The 17,980-nt window shown below is 68.9% G+C and carries 19 protein-coding genes; all 19 read left to right on the top strand.

All coding sequences use genetic code 11. From position 1 onward, the window contains the following. Positions 1 to 329 precede the first annotated feature (329 nt). A complete protein-coding gene (locus QH283_RS13170) occupies positions 330 to 1,136 on the top strand; it encodes a lipase family protein (protein WP_280503291.1) in 807 nt (268 codons plus the stop codon). A 111-nt stretch (positions 1,137 to 1,247) separates the two neighbouring features. Continuing rightward, the gene (locus QH283_RS13165) at positions 1,248 to 2,705 is read left to right on the top strand and encodes a cutinase family protein (RefSeq protein WP_280503290.1); all 1,458 of its coding nucleotides are present in this window, start codon (positions 1,248 to 1,250) and stop codon (positions 2,703 to 2,705) included. 125 nt (positions 2,706 to 2,830) lie between these two features. After that, complete coding sequence (locus QH283_RS13160) at positions 2,831 to 3,538, top strand: hypothetical protein (protein WP_280503289.1); 708 nt, start codon at positions 2,831 to 2,833, stop codon at positions 3,536 to 3,538. A gap of 152 nt (positions 3,539 to 3,690) precedes the next feature. Beyond that, positions 3,691 to 4,197: a hypothetical protein gene (locus QH283_RS13155; protein ID WP_280503288.1), complete on the top strand. Its 507-nt coding sequence runs from the start codon at positions 3,691 to 3,693 to the stop codon at positions 4,195 to 4,197. Continuing rightward, positions 4,194 to 4,490 (top strand): hypothetical protein, encoded by a 297-nt coding sequence (locus QH283_RS13150; RefSeq protein WP_280503287.1) that lies wholly within the window; start codon positions 4,194 to 4,196, stop codon positions 4,488 to 4,490. Before QH283_RS13155 ends, QH283_RS13150 begins: the two co-directional genes overlap by 4 nt. An 82-nt stretch (positions 4,491 to 4,572) precedes the next feature. Then, complete coding sequence (locus QH283_RS13145; protein WP_280503286.1) at positions 4,573 to 4,767, top strand: hypothetical protein; 195 nt, start codon at positions 4,573 to 4,575, stop codon at positions 4,765 to 4,767. Between the two features lie 58 nt (positions 4,768 to 4,825). Beyond that, entirely contained in the window at positions 4,826 to 5,446 is a 621-nt protein-coding gene (locus QH283_RS13140; protein ID WP_280503285.1) for a hypothetical protein, read from the top strand. 15 nt (positions 5,447 to 5,461) lie between these two features. Next, positions 5,462 to 6,250, top strand: coding sequence for a hypothetical protein (locus QH283_RS13135; protein ID WP_280503284.1), 789 nt, complete (start codon positions 5,462 to 5,464; stop codon positions 6,248 to 6,250). Next, positions 6,247 to 7,701 (top strand): hypothetical protein, encoded by a 1,455-nt coding sequence (locus QH283_RS13130; protein ID WP_280503283.1) that lies wholly within the window; start codon positions 6,247 to 6,249, stop codon positions 7,699 to 7,701. Before QH283_RS13135 ends, QH283_RS13130 begins: the two co-directional genes overlap by 4 nt. Further along, positions 7,698 to 9,170 (top strand): SCO6880 family protein, encoded by a 1,473-nt coding sequence (locus QH283_RS13125; protein WP_280503282.1) that lies wholly within the window; start codon positions 7,698 to 7,700, stop codon positions 9,168 to 9,170. Before QH283_RS13130 ends, QH283_RS13125 begins: the two co-directional genes overlap by 4 nt. A gap of 134 nt (positions 9,171 to 9,304) precedes the next feature. Further along, on the top strand, positions 9,305 to 10,882 hold the full coding sequence (locus QH283_RS13120; RefSeq protein WP_280503281.1) for a hypothetical protein: 1,578 nt from the start codon (positions 9,305 to 9,307) through the stop codon (positions 10,880 to 10,882). Then, positions 10,879 to 12,063: a C40 family peptidase gene (locus QH283_RS13115; protein ID WP_280503280.1), complete on the top strand. Its 1,185-nt coding sequence runs from the start codon at positions 10,879 to 10,881 to the stop codon at positions 12,061 to 12,063. The genes QH283_RS13120 and QH283_RS13115 overlap by 4 nt, the downstream gene beginning before the upstream one ends. Further along, the gene (locus tag QH283_RS13110; protein WP_280503279.1) at positions 12,060 to 12,734 is read left to right on the top strand and encodes a hypothetical protein; all 675 of its coding nucleotides are present in this window, start codon (positions 12,060 to 12,062) and stop codon (positions 12,732 to 12,734) included. Before QH283_RS13115 ends, QH283_RS13110 begins: the two co-directional genes overlap by 4 nt. Positions 12,735 to 12,847: 113 nt before the next feature. Next, on the top strand, positions 12,848 to 13,270 hold the full coding sequence (locus QH283_RS13105; protein ID WP_280503278.1) for a hypothetical protein: 423 nt from the start codon (positions 12,848 to 12,850) through the stop codon (positions 13,268 to 13,270). Next, positions 13,267 to 14,355 (top strand): hypothetical protein, encoded by a 1,089-nt coding sequence (locus tag QH283_RS13100; protein WP_280503277.1) that lies wholly within the window; start codon positions 13,267 to 13,269, stop codon positions 14,353 to 14,355. Before QH283_RS13105 ends, QH283_RS13100 begins: the two co-directional genes overlap by 4 nt. Positions 14,356 to 14,407: 52 nt before the next feature. Next, entirely contained in the window at positions 14,408 to 15,292 is an 885-nt protein-coding gene (locus QH283_RS13095; protein ID WP_280503276.1) for a hypothetical protein, read from the top strand. After that, positions 15,289 to 16,227 (top strand): hypothetical protein, encoded by a 939-nt coding sequence (locus tag QH283_RS13090; RefSeq protein ID WP_280503275.1) that lies wholly within the window; start codon positions 15,289 to 15,291, stop codon positions 16,225 to 16,227. The genes QH283_RS13095 and QH283_RS13090 overlap by 4 nt, the downstream gene beginning before the upstream one ends. A 16-nt stretch (positions 16,228 to 16,243) precedes the next feature. Continuing rightward, complete coding sequence (locus QH283_RS13085) at positions 16,244 to 17,206, top strand: hypothetical protein (protein WP_280503274.1); 963 nt, start codon at positions 16,244 to 16,246, stop codon at positions 17,204 to 17,206. A gap of 197 nt (positions 17,207 to 17,403) precedes the next feature. Continuing rightward, positions 17,404 to 17,980 (top strand): hypothetical protein (locus tag QH283_RS13080; protein ID WP_280503273.1); only part of this gene is annotated, 577 nt, incomplete at its 3' end.

Genomic DNA, 17,980 nt, shown 5'->3' with positions numbered 1-17,980 from the left:
CCCCCCCCCCCCACCCCTCCCCCGCCTAAATTTAAACCAAACATATACCCCCGCACACCCCCCCCCCCGCTGTTTAACGGGTGCGCCCCGTTTATTTGGGGTGGCGGGCCTGCCCGGCCGCGGCGCGGGCCTGGCAGGTGGTGTATTCGACTCGCACCAGCTTCCACGCCCCGCTGCCGGCGTCCGGACTTGTCGTGACCCCGACCGCCGCAACAAGCAGCGAGGGCGCGTCCGCCCTGCTGTACTGCCCGAGGTTCCGAGGTTTTGGTGGTCGGATCGCACCATCGCAACTTCTGCCCGAGGCCGTCGACGACTCTGCGTTCCCAGAGGTGGCATTGGCGCTGGAGCGTGGTTGGACCGTCGCGATTCCCGACGGGCAGGGCCTGGGAATGACGGGGTTGGGTGTGCACCCGTTCCTGTCAGGGCTCGCCGCGGCGCACACTGTGCTCGACCTGGCGCGCGCCCTGCCCGCACTCGCCGATGTCGACATCTCGGGCGGGTGGGTGATCTGGGGTTACGCCGACGGCGGGCGGGCAGCGGTCTTCGCCGCCGAGCACCACCCGACCTATGCCCCAGAGGTGGATCTGCGTGGGGTCGCCGCCGGTGCCGTGCCGGCCAACCCACGTGCTCTGATCGCGGGCATCGACGGTGGCCCGCTGTCGGGCCTGGCGATGGCGGGCATGGTCGGGTTGGCGCGCGCCTATGCCCACCTGCCAGTCACCCATGTCCTGACTGAAGAAGGACGCCACCGCTTCGCCCACGCCCAGACATTGACCGCGAAGCAACTACTCGATACCTACCGCCACATTCCCCTCGGAGCTTGGTGTGAACGCCGCGAACCCTGGAACGACCCGCTGTGGCGTCACGTCCTGGCGGTCGAAGCCGCAGCCCACCGACGACCGCCGGTCCCGGTCCATCTCTATCACGGCAGCAGAGACGGACTCATTCCGATCGTGATGGGCCAGGCGTTGTTCGCCGAGTACCAACTCTCCGACGTCGATCTGAGCTGGCGCGAGTACCCCACCGGTCATATTCGCACGGCCTTCGAAGCCGCTGCGGATGCCCTGGACCATCTGGGCTCCCTGCAGCGCTGCCCCACCCGCCCTGTCGACGCACCGCCATCGCAGACCACCTGAATGCGTGCCTGCCCGCCCGCCGTACCCCCGGCTGAGCGGGCGGGCAGGCACCTCCCGATCGAGGTGAAATCAATGCATTCCCATCCCATCCGCACCAGACTCCACAGTGCTGTGATCGCGCTCGTACTCGCAACCGCAGTCTTCGGGACAGCAACGGCGACAGCACAACCCGACGTCGCCATCGCCGGGGCCTGCCCTGTGGTGTACGCGCTGGGCGTGCAAGGCGACGAGGAAGGCGCGACCGAGACCGGTGCGGATACCGGCGCACTCGGGCAGGTTTTCGGGCAGGTTGCCGCCGCAGCGGGGGAGTACGTGCAACGCGCGTACGTGCCGTACGGCCACACCGACGACGGCGCGCCCTCGACCTATCCGGTCGCCGTCGAGGACGCCGCTCGGCGGCTCGATGACATGGCCGACGAGGTCGTGGACCGCTGCCCCGACACGCTACTGGCCGTGGCGGGATACGGTCACGGCGCCGCGGCCGCCGACCAGTTCGCCCGAGACGTCGGTTCAGGCCGCAGTGGTGTCGGCGCTGATCAGGTCGCGGCTGTGGCACTGTTGGCCAATCCTGCTCGCGCTGCCGGAACCCCGGTACTGCCGGGCCGCCCGCAGTCGAGCACGCCGGCGCCGGCGCCGGGAACCAGCGGTAGTCAGGTCTCCACCATCACTCTGCTCACCCAGACGCCGGCTGGAGCCGGGATCTCGAACACCGGGATCAGTGCACCCGGGTACGGGGAATTGAGCGGTCGGGTCGCAGATCTGTGTGTCGCTGGTGACGGAACGTGTGACACGCCGCTCGGAAGCCCGCTGGCGACCGCCGTGGCCAACCTCGTCGCTCACAGCGATACCCGTGACCCGATCGCGGCGATCAGCACCATCGCCACCGCTTTGTCGGCGACTGCCTTCACCACCGCTGTGAATGTAGTGAACGAGGATTTGGCCGGCACCAGCCTGGACCAACTGTCCTATCAGCCCGCCAAATCTCTCGGTCAGCGCGTGGTCGAGGCATCCGACCCGGCCACGGCTGCGCCTACCCCCACGCAAGCTCTGGATGCGCTGTTCAAGATCGGCACGATCGGCTTCAACGCCGCGATCACGGTGGCGCGGACGGTGATCACCCCGGCCACCGTCGCCGAACTGGCCACCGTGGGCATGGCCGATCCGCTGGCGGCGGTCGCGGTCCTCGCCGCGAAACTCGCCGACGCGGTCATCGAACTCATCCCGCCACAGACGGCCAGCCGGTGGGTCAACGAAGCCTTCGACGCGATCACCAGCACAATCGCCGAACCCGATCAGCTCTACACCCTGGCAGCGACCGCCCAATACAGCGACACCACCGGCCGCCACGGCTCCTACGGAACCATCCCCGCCACCAGCACCGGCAGCTCGACGCTGCGCACCGTCGCGGACTGGTTCATCGCCATCGCACGCGACGCGTCGACCGCCCCACTCCCTGAGCCACCGTCACCGACCACAACCCCGACCAGCTCGCCGCCGACACCCTTGCCGTCGAGCTCGCCGACGCCGGCGACCGGGCAGTCCGTGGTCCCGAGCGAGGGCACCCCCTGAGACCCCTTCGGGCGGAGCTGGTTCGGCCGACGTACCCCACCAGTCTGCTGATCCTCCACCCGGCGACCCGCCCGAAGGGCCCAACTCCATCCCACCGCATCGCACTGAGGAGGTGACACCAACCCATGCGACACGACACCCCCATCGACACCGGCCACGGCGCCGCCTGGCTGCGTTCCGAACCTTCGGTACCGCACCGTGTTCCGGGCGTGCCGGCTCAAGCGCGTCCCGAGGCCGACGACCTGTGGCAGTGGCTCGACGACAAACCGATGGCACGCGAGCCGGTAGCCGTGGCCAACCGGCGGCGCATCCGGGGACGTCGGACGGTGTGGATCGCGCTCGCCGTGGCTTTCACTGTCGCCGCCGCGGCGACGGCTACCGGGATCCGTGCAGTCATCGATCTACCGGAGAACGCCGCGGTGATTCCCACACAGACCGCCGTGCCATCAGCGGCGACCGTAGAACTCGGGGAAGCCTGCACAGGGTTGACGGGCACATCGGTCACCGATGTCGCCGGCGACCCCCGTTCGATGCCCGGCGTGATCGCCGCCTTCGAGCACGCCTACTACCAGCGTCGTGACGCCGCGGCCGCGCTGGAGCTGGTCGCCCCGGAAGCCGGACTCAGCGCCGATGCTCTCGCCGCAGGGATCGCCTCCATCCCGGTCGGGACGACGCACTGCGTTGCGGTCACCCCGATCGCCGAAACCGCAGCCGAAGTGCACCTTGTCGAGCTTCACCCCGGCGGCACTCGCGTGGACTACCTGCAACTGATCAACACCGGCATCACCCCTCACGGCACCGTGCTGATCACCAACATTCAGAAGCGGGGCTGACAATGCGCGCCACCGCTTCCCGCCTCGAGCAGTCCCCGTCGCCTGGCTTCGGCCGACGCCTCGATCCGCACACACTGTCCATGCCGAACCGGACGGCGCCGGTCCGGTCCGATCCTTTGCCGATCACCGGTGCGCACCCGCCGCTGTGGGCGGTGCTGGGCGCGCACGGCGGCGCCGGAACCTCCACCCTGGCGCGCTGGTGGGCACCGGCCGCCGACACCGGACTGGCCTGGCCGGCCTCGACGGCGACAACCCAGCTGGTGCTGGTCGCGGCCCGTCTGTGCATGCCCGGGCTCACCGCTGCGGCCGACCGCCTCCGAGAATGGCACGCCGGGCTCGCCGCCCCCGGGGTTGAAGTGATCGGGCTGGTGCTCACCGCCGCACGCCCGGGCGGGGTGCCCGCGGTGGTGCGCCGCTACAAGTCGGTGGTCACCGACCTGGTCGAGTCGGTGTACGAGATCGGCTGGCATGACGAGCTTTTGGCCACTGAACTCACCGATCTGGCCGAATTCACACCGTTCGATCCGCCACCGCCACGGCGTGCCCGCCTGCGGGGCGCGGTTCCTGTCGACGTGTATCACGCCGGCACCCAGATCGTCACTGGTTTGGCCGCGACCCGGACCGCCGCGGCGCGCAACGATTCGGAGACCCCATCATGAGCACCGTCGTAGTCCTCGCCGACATGGTCGTGACCGTGTCGCAGGAGATCACCATCACCCCCACGGCGCCGCCGGGGGCGAACAAGGTCATCGGCCTGGTGAATTTCATGGCCTGGTTCGTGACCCTGGCCGGGATCGCGGCCGTGATCTACGCCGGCGGCAAATTCGGATGGGAGCGCTGGCACGGCGGGTCGGTCGAATCCCCGAAGATTCTGCTCGGCGCGCTGTTCGGAGGAATTCTGGCCACCAGTGCGGGACCGATCATGAACGCGGTCGTCAGCGGAGGGGCCTGACATGCGCGGCCTCGGCCCAAACCCGGTCCAGGCGAGTACGACATCCCTGGCTGCGGACCTCCCCGCTGGCGTACTGGCGCCGTTGACTCAGCTGCTGGGCTATCTGGCCTGGTGCGTGCTGCTGCTGTGCATCGCCCGCACGGTTTGGGTCGGCGGGCTGCTGGCGATCCGTGTCTACCGCGAGGAAAGCCTCGAAGGACTCTTCGGCGCCCTGCTCGGCGCCGCCCTGCTCGGCATGGCCAGTTCCCTGGCCGTGGCTGTCCTCCCATCCACCTGACCGTCACTTCGTCGAGGAGGTCGATCCCGTGCGTATGGACCGAATTCACTGTCTGGCGGTGACCGCCGTGCTGGCGTTCACCGGTCCGATCGCTGCCGCCGCGCTGCTGGCGTGCGGCACCGAGACCCCGGTGGGAAGCAGCGAGCACACCGGCACGGTGACCGATATCCACACCGCGCCGACAGGCCTGCGCTGGAAGCCTTTCCAAGGCGTCGACCTGCCGGTGACCGATCAGGGACCGCACGGCGGTGACGGCCCTGTCGTCACCGGGTTCGATCGATCCCCGGCCGGTGCGGCAGTCGCGGCATCGCAGGCCAGTGTCCGGGTCTCGATCGCCACCGACAGCCAATGGCCCCAGATCGGTGCGCGCATGCTTGCCCCCGGCGCGGGCCGCGACGCATGGGCGGTCGCCCGCGCTCAGATTTCGATCACCGCACCGATCGCCAGCGGCGCGCCACGGCTACTCGGCTACGTCATCACCCATTACAGCCCTGACACCAGCGACGTCGACCTCTACAGCCGCCACCCCGACGCCTCGGTCACCAGGCACCACACCACCGTGATGTGGCAGCACGATGACTGGCGACTGGTCCTGCCCGCCCTCACCTCTGCCTCCAGGCCCGTGGTGACCGCCGTCGAGACCCTCCCGACCGAGCTCATCGCGTTCGACGAGTCCTGAAAGCGACGGTGCCGCATGCGTTCCTTCAAGATCCTGATCGTCCTGCTCGTCGCGATCACCACCGTCGTGGTCACAGCGCTGGTGCTCACCATCACCCGCGGCGAACAGCGGCCTACGACCCCGACGTCGGTGCCCTCGAGTCCGCCGGCCAACCGCCCCTCATCGGCCCCGGCAGGGGCATCCAGCGCAGATCTGTTCGGCAACCGCCTCGAGATCCCGGCAGACGAATCCGGTGTTCCCGCTGTCCAAGTCCCCGACGCGAGACCCGACCCCGCCCGCCCGGACTACTTGGTGACCCCGCCCGCGCAGATGCGATGGCAGCGCGGGTGGGGTGGCGCGGCGCTGCCGGTCTCGGCCAGCGACGGACCCGCGACGATCCGCGACGGGATCGCCTCCGGTTTCGCCCGCACACCGCAAGGCGCGGCTCTGGCCGCCGCGGATGCGTTGGCTCGTGCATTGGCCGCGCCGGAAGGCACCTGGCAGCGCGCGGTTGTCGAGCGCTACTACCACGGCGAGCAGGCGGTGGTGGATCGGTTCGCCCGTTCGCGCGCACGCACCCCGGACGCCGCACGCTTCGTCGTCGTCCCCGACGGCGTGCGAATCGTCCCCGGGTACAGCCCTGATTTCGCCGTCGTCGAGTTCGCTGCCCGCGACGGCCTGGGCTACCGCATTGCCCGTTGGCCGATGACCTGGTTCGACGGTGACTGGCGCGTCGCCGTTCCCGCCGATATCGAAGCGCTCTGGGGTCCAGGGACATACATCGACTCGCTGAGCGGATTCGGCGCATGGCGGACCGTCGCATGAGCCCGACAACCGCTTACGCGATGCCCACAGGCGCCCGAGAGCAACCGTCGCTTCCCGGCCTCTGTGACATCCCGCTTGGCCCGCAGCAGGTCTGCGAGCAGGTCGAACAGGTTGTGGGAGACGCCGCGAGCTCGGCCATCGACAACCTCGTCGACGCCCTGGTCGATGGCTTCGCCCGGCTGATCAGGATGGCAATGGCGTGGTGGACCGACTTCCCGTCCCCGGAGTTGACCGGTGCGTCCGGGGAACCGGGTTCGGCGTTGACCGCAGTACGTGAGTACAGCAGCGGATTGCAGGTGGCGTTCCTGATAGCCGGAATCATGTTCGCCGCCTCGCGCCTGGCGCTGGCCAAACGCGGCGGTGTCGCCGGCGAAGCGCAGGAAAGCTTGCTGATGCTCGCGCGGGCCAGTTTCATGTCGATGGCGATTGCGGTGCTGGTCACCATGGGAACCCGGGCAGGGGACAGTTTCGCCCACTGGGTCATATTCTCCGCCAGCGAAGGCGACATGGTCGGCGCGGTCGACCGGCTGACGAGATTCGACCAGGAAACCCGATCCGGCCTCGGGACCGGTGTCCTGCTGATCGTCGGGCTTCTCGGGCTGATCGGCACCCTGGTCCAGCTGGTGATGCTCGTGCTGCGGCAAGCGCTGCTGATCCTGGTGGTCGCGGTGATTCCGCTGGCGGCCGCAGCCTCGGGGACCGGGCCGGGCTCACAGTCCTACAAGCGGTTGCTGTCCTGGGCGTTGGCGTTCGTGCTCTACAAACCGGTCGGCGCGCTGGTCTATGCGATCGCGTTCACCGTGATCGGCGACGAGGACCAGACCGACCCGCACCAGATCCTGCTGGGACTGATCTTGTTGTTGATGAGCGTGGTCGTCCTGCCCGCACTGGTGCGGCTGGTCGCCCCGGCGGTGTCCACGCTCGGCAGCGGTGGCGGCGCAACTGCGGTACTGGCTGGCGGCGCGGCGGGTGTGGCGATGGGATCAGCCGGAGACCGCGGCAACGCGCGCAAGGTCAGCGAAGGTGAGGACGCCGCCCCCGGCGCGGGACCGTCTGGGGGAGCGAGTCCGAGCGGTGGAGGCGGTGGTTCCGGTGGTGGCGGCCGCCCTATGGGCGGCGGCGATGGCGGATCCGCACCTGTGTCCGGTGCGAGCGGCGACGGTCACGTCGGTTCTCCGAGCGGTGGTAGCGGCGGGGCAGCGCGTTCGACGGCACCATCGGGCCGGGCGGCCGCGGGCTCGAGTTCGGGCGCGCGGGGCGCGGGCGGCTCGCAAGCCGCCGGTGGCGCGGGTGCAGCGGCCGGTGGGGTGGCCGGTGCCGTGGTGATGGCCGCGCAGGAGGTCAAAGCCGCTGGTGATCAGGCTGTTTCGGCGGTGGAAGCCCAGACGCGTGACGCGGCCGACGGTGGCTGGAGCGGTGATGCTCTCGGCCCGGCGGAGGTGCGGCGATGAGCATTCGCATGTATGGGCGGTGGGAGCGTCCTCGCAGCGCCGGCTTCTTCGGCCTGACCTGGGGAGTGTCGATGGTCGGGCTCGCCTTGATCGTGACGGTCATGGTGGGGTTCCTGCTCACCCGTTCGGTGAGTGTCGCGCTGGGTCTGACGGTGGGAGCGGCGATCGTCTTCGTGCCGGTCGCGGTCACCATCCGGGGCCGCACGGGGTGGGAGCTGGTGTTATTGCGGATCCAGTTCGTCGCGGCCCGCGCCCGGGGCGAGCACATCTACCGCGCGGGCCGATTCGCCCGTATCCCGGGTGTCGCGAAACTGCCAGGTCTGCTCGCTGATTCGCGACTGTCGGAGTACGAGACCGCTGGTGGGCGACGATTCGCGATGCTGCATCTACGCCGCAGCGACCACTACACGGTGGTGTTGCGGGTGGTTCCTCGTGGCAAAGAACTGGTCGACCAGCCGCAGATCGACGCGTGGGTGGAGGGCTACGGGCATTTTCTGGCGACCCAGAGCCGCGGCGGGGAGGTAGTAGCGGTGACCGCGGTGCTCGACAACGTGGTCGAGACCGGTCTCAAGCAGGGACGTGAGGTCACCCGACTGATCCGACCGCAAGCCCCGGAGTACGCGCGTGCAGTGATGCAGGAGGCCGCTGCCGGCTCCGGCGGAATCGGGGTGCGGATCGAGGCGCGGATCGCGATCACCTACCGCGCCATCGGCAAAGGCCGGGTTCGCCGCGATGAGGCCGAGCAAGCCCGCGAGATCGGCCAGCGCCTGCAAGGGGTGCTGTCCCAACTCGCCCGCGCAGGCCTGCCCGCGACTCCGCTGCAGGCGTGGGAAGTCCTGGCCCTGGTGCGCACCCGCTACGACCTGGCCGCCCAACGCGATGTCGAGGCCGCCGGCGCTGAACTGGCGCACACCCAGTCCTGGGACTCGGTCGGCCCGCTCTCGCATGTGGATCGCTGGGATCACTACGTCCACGACGGCGCACGCTCGATCACCTGGGAGATGGACGCCGCCCCGCGCGGCGCGGTGATGGAAACCGTGCTCGAGGAACTGCTGCGCCCGCGCGCGGACGTGCCTCGCAAGCGGGTGGCGATCGTCTACCGGCTGCATTCGGCCGCCGAGGCCACCAGTCTGGTGGATTCCGATTTCCGCGACGCCATCGCCGCCGAGCAGACGGAACGCGGCATCGCCTCGGCTGCGGCGCGGATCCGGGTCGGTAACACCAGCGCCGCCCGGGAGGAGCAGGCCCGCGGTGCGGGCCTCACCCGATTTGGCGTGCTGGTCACGGTGACCGACCACCTCGACGGGGATCTGCCCGGCATCGAGGCATCGGTGAAGGCAATGAGCGCTGCCTCACGACTGTCGGTGCGGCGCTGCTATGGCTTCCAAGCCAGCGCGTTCGCCGCCTCACTCGGGATCGGACTCGTCCTGCCTGAGCACTCCTCGATCTCCAAGCGGGTGAGCGCATGACCCGCACCGACCCGACACGCCCCCAGCGGACCGAGCCGGTCGCGGGCGTGCGCGTACTGACTCCCGAAGCGAGGGCGGCTACCGAAGCCGCTGCCGCCCGGCCCGGGCCGCGGGGCTGGTGGGCGCGGTTGGCGATGTCCAGAGATGATCATCGTCGGGCGACCGCTGCCCGGCGCACCGAAACCCACGGTGGCGACGATGGCTTCGAACGATCGCTGGCAACGCTGACCGACCGCGGATACCGCGGGCCGGGCGGCGGCCGAGCGGCCGTCATCCCTGCTACTCCCGAATGGCGCGCCACCACCGTCCAGGTCGCCGGCCTGTGGCCGTTCTCGGTCGGCGCGAGCGCACCCACTGTCGGTACTCCGGTCGGGACCCACTACATCACCGGCGCCCCGGTCCACTTCGACCCGATGTCCTGGTTCCTGCGCGGGTTCATCAGCGCGCCCATCGCATTCGTGTTGGCGCTCAACGGTTTCGGCAAATCATCGTTGATCCGGCGGATGGTGACCGGCGCGGTCGCAGCGGGGGAGACCGTGCTGTGCATGGGCGACACCAAACCCGACTACCGCGACCTGGTGGACCGCCTGGGCGGCCAAGTCGTCGATGTCGGTTACGGACACGGCACCCTCAACCCCCTCGACGTCGGCGCACTCGGCGCGATCATCGACCGGCTCCCCGATCCCGATCAGCGTCGTCAGGTCAGCGCGCGGGTCGAGGCCGGGCAGGTCAACGTGGTCGCCGGGTTGATCGAACTCGTGCGTGGCTCCCGGGTCGCCGACTACGAGGAAGTCCTCATCGCCGCCGGGCTGCGTGAGCTCTACAGCCCTACGGGAGGATTCAGCTCCGAGCACGCACCGCTGCTGGCAGATCTGCTCGAGATCATCTCCACCGGCGGTGAACGGTTGCGCCGATTCGCCGAAGAGGACGACGAGCCCTCCTATCGGGCGAGCACCAAAACCCTGCGGCGATCGCTGCGGGCATTGGTCGAAGGCCCGTTCGGGGCCATCTTCAACGGCCCCACCACCACACGCCTGGACCTGGACAGCCCGGCCGTGTGCGTGGACGTCTCGCGCATTCCCGAAGGCGACACCAAACTGCTGGCCGCGGTGTTGATGGTGTGCTGGAGCGACGGGTTCGGCGCGGTCGCCGCCGCCCACGCGCTGGCTGACGCTGGCCTGGCACCGCCTCGGACTTTCGAAGTGGTGATGGACGAGATCTGGCGCGTGCTCGGCGCCGGTGACTTCATGGTCGATCGCGTCGATGCCCTGACCCGATTGAATCGGACCCTAGGCACCGGTCTGATCATGTGCAGCCACACCATCAAAGACCTCGCCGCCTTCGACTCCGTCGCCGCACAAGCCAAAGCGCTCGGCTTCTTCGAACGCGCCCGCGCCAAAATCATCGGCCCGGTCGGGCCCGAGGAAGTCGACCGTATCCGCGCCGTGGTCGGCATCACCGACACCGAGAAACTGCTGATCACCTCCTGGGCCGCGCCGCGCCCACCCACTGACGACGACCTCGACCCGAACCGACGCGAAACACCACCCGGCACCGGCTGCTTCCTGCTGAAGACCGGCGAGGCCGCCGAACCCGGTGTGGCCTTCCGGCTCGGCTTCACCTCCACGGAGCGAACCAGCCAGGTCCACAACACGAATCGCCGGTTCGACAATCTGCCCGGCGGCGGCATGCCCGGTGGTGAGCGCCTGTGAACTCGACGTCGAAAACACCGGCTGCGGCGCTGATCTTGGGGCCGATTCTACTGCTGCTGGTCCTGCTGGCGGCTGTCGTTGTCGAGGACCAGTCCTCCTGTGCCACTCCGGTTGCTGCCGGCGCCGTGATCGACGCGCCGACCGGCCACACGGTGGCGGGGCTGTCGGAGTCGCAGCTGCGGTTGGCGCGTGAGGGGGTCGCGATCGGCAAGCAGCGGCGGATGCCGGAGTCGGTCATCGTGGCCGAACTCGCCGCCCAGGCCACCGAATCCTCGTTCCGTAACCTCGCCAACCCGTCGGTGCCCGAGTCGCTGAGCTACGCCAACGACGGTCTCGGCCGCGATCATGACTCGGTCGGCCCCCATCAACTGCGCGCCAGCATCTGGGGAGCGGTCGGCATCGCCACACTCATGGACCCCGTCTACCAGATCAACTGGTTCTACGACCACGCCGATCAACTCGGCGTCGCAGCCGAACGGATGGCGCCGGCCGACCTCGCCCAAGCAATCGAACGCAGCGCACCCAACGCCTACGCCGGCCAATTACCACTCGCACGCGGACTGTATGAACTGTTCGCCGACATCGATCCCGGACCCGCGACACACACCTCCACCGGTGTCTCCGGGCCCGGCTGTGGCTCGGTCGCGGGAACCCCTCTGACCCCCGCGGAGGCATCGGCATTCGGGCGGGCGGTGATCGAACACGCCGCACGCTGGATCGGCACCCCGTATGTCTGGGGTGGCGGCGACACCTCCGGGCCCACCTCGGGCGGTTTCGACTGCTCCGGTCTGACTCTGCACGCGGTCTATCAAGCCTCGGGCGGTCGGATCAGGCTGCCGCATTACACCCAAGCCCAACAGGACCACGCCACCGCGCAGGTCGTGCCACTGGCGCAGCGCCAGCCGGGCGACCTGATCTTCTTCACCGCGCCTGGCAGTGCGGACTCCCACCATGTCGGCATCTACTACGGCCGCGACGAGCAAGGCCGTGACTTGCTGCTCCACGCCCCGCAATCCGGCCAAACCGTCACCTTCACCCCGCTGAGCGCGTGGGAGGGCGAACGCATGGACGTACGCCGCTACGCCGCGCCCGACCAGAGCGCACCCGTTGATCACCAGCTCACGTCAGCGTCTCACCCGCAACGAGAACTCCTACCCGAGGTATCGGAGGACACACGATGACCGACAGCGAGAACACGCACATCACCGTCGGCAGGGCGATCACCCAGCCTGAGATCATGGCCTTGGTCGCCGCCCACACCGCGCGCCTGCGATGCATGACCCGCGCGCTGGACCTCGAACGGTTCGCCGCCACGAACGGACTGTCTGACCAGCAGGCGTTCGGCATGTTCGCGCACGCTTTGCGGCACCTCGCCGGTGTGGACATCGACGCGATCCGGGCACTGAATCTGGCACAGAAGCGTGTCGATCCCGTGTTCGCCGAACAGGCGTCGCGCGGTCCCCGCTTGGCACTGTGGTGCGCTGGCACCCGCACCCACTTCGCGGTGGCCCGCGCCGGCGGACACCTCATCTGGCGGGAACGCCACCCTCATGCCGGGATTGTGCGCCCGGCCCAGGCGGCGAAGTCCGCTGCCCAGCATGCGATTCGGGTGGCGGGCCGGGCTCGTGTCGAGTGGGGAGCAGAGGCGGCCACGCTGCGGTTGACGATGAACCGCACCCACGGGGTCGACCTGCTCGCGCTGCATCACCGCGCGCTCGCGGCGAACTTGTTGTTGGAGCCGGTGACCGAACAGGCAAGCACTCCCGCCGCCGATGCCGATGGTGATTCGACTCTGTCCTGGCATGGCAGTGACCCGGCGACCCTCATCGCTGTCGAGGAAGGCCTGTCATGATCGCCCGCTTGCTCGGGACGGTCGGTGCAGTGGTCAGCGCCGCGGTCGCCGGGTGCGCGGCGGATACCGTCAGCACGCCTGCGGCGGATCGGAGTGTGTGCCGTGCAGCGGGTTTGCCCGCACCGTTCGAACAGGTCGATCCCTGCGCGGCCGAGCAGATGCTCGTCGTCGCGGTCCGGGCGGTGTTCACCTATCGGCCGCTGCACCAACGCGATCCCTCGGAGGCGCTGGCAGCGGCGTGGCCACTGCTCGACGATCGTTTCGCGGCGCAGGCGATGTCGACGGCGCAGGTGTGGGGGCCGATTACTCCCGCCCGGTGGCAGCAGTGGCGTGAGAACCGTGCAGAAGTTCGCACCCACGTGCGGCTCACCGCCGATGACCATCCACCGGATACTCCTACGCGGCTGGCCCGTGTGCTCGGCGTCGAACTCGATGTACTCGCTGGTGGTGTGATCGGCTTTCCGGTGTATGCCACGGTGACTCGTGCCGGTGATGGGCACCGATGGCGGTTGGCCGGATTGCGGGTGCCGCAATGAGCGGGGACCCGGTCGAGGAGAGCAGTCAGCACGTACGTCAGGGGTTCGTGCAAGCGCTGCAAACCGCGCACACAACCGCTGCGCTGATGCGTGGCCGCGGCGGAGACGGCCGGTCCCGCGCCGAACACGAGCAACGTCTCGAGCACGCCGGTAACCGGGAAGCGCGCTCGATGTGGGAGCACTCCGTGCGGGTCAACGCGACCATTGCCGAAACGAACTCCAAGGTGCGGGTCAATGATGCCCGCGTCGAGGAGATCCGCGGGCGGATCACCATCAACGAAGACACTCACCAGCTCACCCAGCGGGAGGCCGAGGCCAGGATCAGCCGCGCGGATCGGGATCTGGCGCGACGCAACCGCCTGGGGCGACAGCAGTACCGGCACAACGAGCAGATCCACGAAGCCAAGCGCACGGCCTATACCGGCCGCGAAGCCCGCGCCGACGAATTGCATTCCCTCGACGTCGAATACAAGCAACTGCTGATCGAGATCCGGCGACGTGCGGCCGGCTTCACCGAGACCTTGTCCAATGAGGGAGAAGTCGGTGAGGCCGGGGCGTCAGCGGCGGCATTCGCGGCAGCCGACGCCGAACGCGACCTGTCCGCAGACCACGCCCGCACCGCCGACGCCTACGAGCAACGGTTCGCCGAAGATACTGGCCACACCGCCGCCGAGATCATCGACGCTGTCGTTGTTGACAGCGCCGAGGCGACGTCGGACGACGTCGAGGTGATCGATGCCGAAACCTTGGCCATCGACCTCGACGATGACCTCGATACCACCGCAGATCACGGCCTCGGCGAAGAGCGCGACGAAGTCGTTGAACCGGAGTACCGGTCGGTGTCGCTGGATGCGGTGCGGGGACTGGCCGAAGAACTGACCGCCGAGATCCACATCGCCCACGCCGCCGCATCCGCGATCCTCGAACCGGACACCGAAGTATCCGGGTTCGAAGCCGTCAACAGTGCGCTGGACGCTGTGGTGGGTGACGGCGGTGGTGACAGTGCGGGAGCAGAAGAAGCGGTCGAACTCGATCCGCTCGGCGCCGAATTCTTGTCCGAGCAGGTGTGGGAGCCAGGGCCATGAGCGGCCCGCTGGCCTCGTTTTCACGCGGGTCCGATCGGTGCGGGGTGCTGTGATGGCCACGCCGACCGCGTTGCAAGCGCACATGCTCAAGGGAATCCAGAACCTGGCGCTGGACAACGAGCGCCACCGCGCCCGGCTTGCCGAGGCCGGAATGTCGGCGGATGCGGGGGAGCAGCTGGAGATCGGGCAGCGGTCGCTGACCCAGCTCGAGCAGGTCGCTCTCGGTATCGGGGTGCCGAAGCCCTGGATCGACTATGCCCGCGCGGCCGGGCAGCGCGGGATGCGCTGGACGCCCGGTCAGTCGCTGCTCGGCTCCGGTCATGTCGAGCGCGAACACGTGCTCTCCGTGCTCGGGCGCGAGGTCTGCGGCTTGCAGGACATGGCCGGCGTGGGAGCGATCTACATCGGCCGTGGCGGGCTCGACGCCGATGTGGTCGCCCGATTCCGGCGCGTCATGGGCATGACCTGGCAGCGGTTGGGCGCGATTTCCCACGCGCTGCACCTGAGCACCGAGGAACAGCATCAGGTGTGGCGACGCGGCGACCGGCACTGGTCCACCACGGTCGCCGACCAGTTCGCGAACACGGACCCGAAGTCGTTGGCGCAGCGCTGGAACCGAATCGCCGCCACCGATTTCAGCGCCGTCACGATCCCGGTGGTCGTGCTCCAAGCCGCCGGCATCACCGCCGAGGACTCCGCCGCGGCGATGCCGACCTCCCCGGACCGCATGGTCGCCCAGGTCATCGAGGCACTCACCGCCACCGAACATTCGCGGACAACGTCGCGGTCGCTACCCCGGGCGGCAGTCGCCATCCAGACAGCAGTCGACGCTGCGAACACCGGCGCAGACGTGGACCCCGGGCACATCGACTCACCGCTGCCCGAGCTCTCCATCGCCGTCCCCGAACCCGACCCGAGCGAAGGTGCTGACCGATGACTACAGCCCAACCTGGCGACGATGCCGGTGAGTTGACCGGATGGAAAGCCGGACTGCTCGCACGCATACAGCAGCGCTCCTACGACCACGCGCGTGTGCTGTACCGCGGATATCCGGACTATGACTCGACGACCGGGCGCGGCGATGTCGCGATCGCGACCTGGCGTGCGCACCTGCTCGACCTCGAGGCCGAACGACACGAACTGATCGTGCGCGCCACCGCGTCCGGCATCCCGGAAGCGATGGTCACCGCCGCGATCGACAACGGGCGGCAGGGGCGCCGGTGGGAGGAGAGCGTCAGGCATCCGCCGACGACCCGCTACCGAGAGGATCCCGTCCGCGCCCAGATGATCGCCCAGATCGCCGAAGACGTGTGGTGCCTCGAGCACATGGCCGCCATCGGCGTCGACCACGACCGCCGCGGGGTCGGGGACCCGACCGACAGGGTCGGTCATGAGCAGTACCTGCGCAACATGCATGCGCTGTGGGAACGCGTCAATCTCACCGCCGCGGTGGCGGAGCTTTCGGTGGCCGAGCGCGGCGAGTTGTGGGGGCGTGACGCGCAGGGATGGCGACGGCTGGTCGAGGTCAGCATCGCCGGCTACGCCGACTCCGAACTCGAACAGCTCTGGCGCGCAAATGCCTGGCCGGGCATCGAATGGGATCTGAACCGTACCAACGAGAACCTCGCCGGTGAGGTCGAAGCCGTTGCCATCCCCGACCGTCATCGGCCCCCAACGCCGACGGTGTTGTTCGAACGCGTTCGCGACGCTCTGCATGACGTCGGCGCCACCGAATCGACCGTAACGGGCATCGATCACGCCCTCGATGCCGCGCTGCACCCACCTTCGAGGCCAGCGCCGAGCGTGGGCAGTGACCTCATCGAGCCCACTTCCGACGTGAACAGCACGACCGAACCCGAAGTCGAGCCCTGAACAGACGGAGACCTTCATGACCACACCGAACGACCCACACGAGAGCATGGAGCAGTGGCAGCTCCGGACACTGCTCACCATCGGACATCTGGCTGCCGAACATGCCCGCATCCTCGACGCGGGATGGACCGGCTTCGACGCCGTCGACGACGGCGGCCCCGAAGCCGCATGGCAACACCATCTCGAGGCGCTCGACGGCGAGCGCGAACGGTTGGAGCAGACCGCGCTCAGCGCGGGTGTCGATCCAGGGCTGATCGCCGACGCCGCGGCACTCGGACAGCAGCGCAGCCGCCCGAGAGTGGACGCCGCCACGCGTGAGTTGTCCTCACCGGCCCGGGACGACGCCGCGGCCGGGTTCTACGTCGACATGCTCGTGGTAGATCTGTGGCGGCTGGAACGCATGGCCGCTGTCGCTGCCGCGCGCAACGAACGCATCGCCACCGGCCGCTACAGCTTCGGCGCCGACCCCCTGGCCGAGTCCCGATTCGCCGCCAACATGGACCTGTACCACCAGCGCGTCACCGCTCTGGCGACCGCCGCGCGCATCACCGTTGCTGAAGCGGAGGAACTGTGGGGCAGCGGCGCGGAACCGGTACGTCGCCAACACGCGATCGGCCTGCACGGCGGCGACGAACTCGCACTGATCCAGGAGTGGAATTCCTACGCCCGCCCGACGACCGAACTTGCCAGCCCGCCCTACATTCCCCCCAATCCCGCTGCTGGTGCCCCGAGCTCCGACATGCCAGTCCACCCGCCGATACCCCAGCAGATGATCGCCGCCGCAGAGGCGTCCATCCGCTCGGAAATCGGCGATACCGCGCTCGCCGGCCCTGACACCGGCACGACGGCTCTGAGCGCCATCTCCGCCGCCGTCGATGACGCCTTGCCGGTCACGCCCACCACCGCGCCCAGCTCCGACACCGACCCCGGCAACGAGCCCGAGGTGGGATATCACGTCGGCTACGGCAACGATCCGTGACCGAACGTCCCGGTCACTTGCAGTGTCAGCAGCGTTTTCGTCGATCTCCGGTCACGGGTACTGACCGCGACATCGAACCTGCCTCGCCGGGGACAACGAACCCTTCCGCCCGAACCGGAGGACGCCCCGATGTCTGATCCACACTTCTCTACCAGCCCGACAGCCCCACACCGTCGTGACCACGCGGGGAGACGTCGATGAACTGGCCACCGAGCCGGACCGGCACACCGACCGACCCTGGCTACTACCACGACGCCGACAGTCCCCGCGAAGCCAAGCTGCGCGCGGACTTCGCCCGCTACCACTACCTCCGCGAAATCGCACCGTACGGAGAAACGCCCACTCAGATCGCCGAACTGACCGCTCGAGCCGCCGCCCTGAGCACCCGATGGGGCCGGTCGGGACCGATGGAGCAACGCAGCCTGTGGTCACAACTCGATGCCGCCACAGCGGTCTGGCAGACCCACCCGGAAACCGCACGCGCCCACTACTTCCAGCTCTCTCACGCCAAAGCAGCCGGTGACCTCCCGGTCGACGACCAGACATGGCGGACGCTGAGTCAAGCCGCGATCATCACCGGCCGCATCGAGCCCGGCATCACCGGCTCGGACCAGGACGGCGCCCGCTCACGCCCCCAAGACAGGGCTCTGGGCACGGCGGCGGACCCGGCGAACCTGCTCGACCGCGCCCGCCGCGGGCGCCGCCCCCCCATCGGCTCGCGGGCCCAGATCGATGGCCACATAGCCCCCCCCGACGAGCTGCTCGAGGCCGAAA

Origin of the sequence: Nocardia farcinica, from assembly GCF_029867845.1 — a bacterium.
GTDB lineage: Bacteria > Actinomycetota > Actinomycetes > Mycobacteriales > Mycobacteriaceae > Nocardia > Nocardia farcinica_A.
This window is presented reverse-complemented; position numbering and strand designations above follow the sequence as displayed.

Coding starts and splice junctions, on each gene's coding strand:
- QH283_RS13160 (WP_280503289.1), top strand. CDS start 2,831: ATGCGACACGACACCCCCATCGACACCGGCCACGGCGCCGCCTGGCTG.
- QH283_RS13150 (WP_280503287.1), top strand. CDS start 4,194: ATGAGCACCGTCGTAGTCCTCGCCGACATGGTCGTGACCGTGTCGCAG.
- QH283_RS13135 (WP_280503284.1), top strand. CDS start 5,462: ATGCGTTCCTTCAAGATCCTGATCGTCCTGCTCGTCGCGATCACCACC.
- QH283_RS13130 (WP_280503283.1), top strand. CDS start 6,247: ATGAGCCCGACAACCGCTTACGCGATGCCCACAGGCGCCCGAGAGCAA.
- QH283_RS13125 (WP_280503282.1), top strand. CDS start 7,698: ATGAGCATTCGCATGTATGGGCGGTGGGAGCGTCCTCGCAGCGCCGGC.
- QH283_RS13120 (WP_280503281.1), top strand. CDS start 9,305: ATGTCCAGAGATGATCATCGTCGGGCGACCGCTGCCCGGCGCACCGAA.
- QH283_RS13110 (WP_280503279.1), top strand. CDS start 12,060: ATGACCGACAGCGAGAACACGCACATCACCGTCGGCAGGGCGATCACC.
- QH283_RS13100 (WP_280503277.1), top strand. CDS start 13,267: ATGAGCGGGGACCCGGTCGAGGAGAGCAGTCAGCACGTACGTCAGGGG.
- QH283_RS13095 (WP_280503276.1), top strand. CDS start 14,408: ATGGCCACGCCGACCGCGTTGCAAGCGCACATGCTCAAGGGAATCCAG.
- QH283_RS13090 (WP_280503275.1), top strand. CDS start 15,289: ATGACTACAGCCCAACCTGGCGACGATGCCGGTGAGTTGACCGGATGG.
- QH283_RS13085 (WP_280503274.1), top strand. CDS start 16,244: ATGACCACACCGAACGACCCACACGAGAGCATGGAGCAGTGGCAGCTC.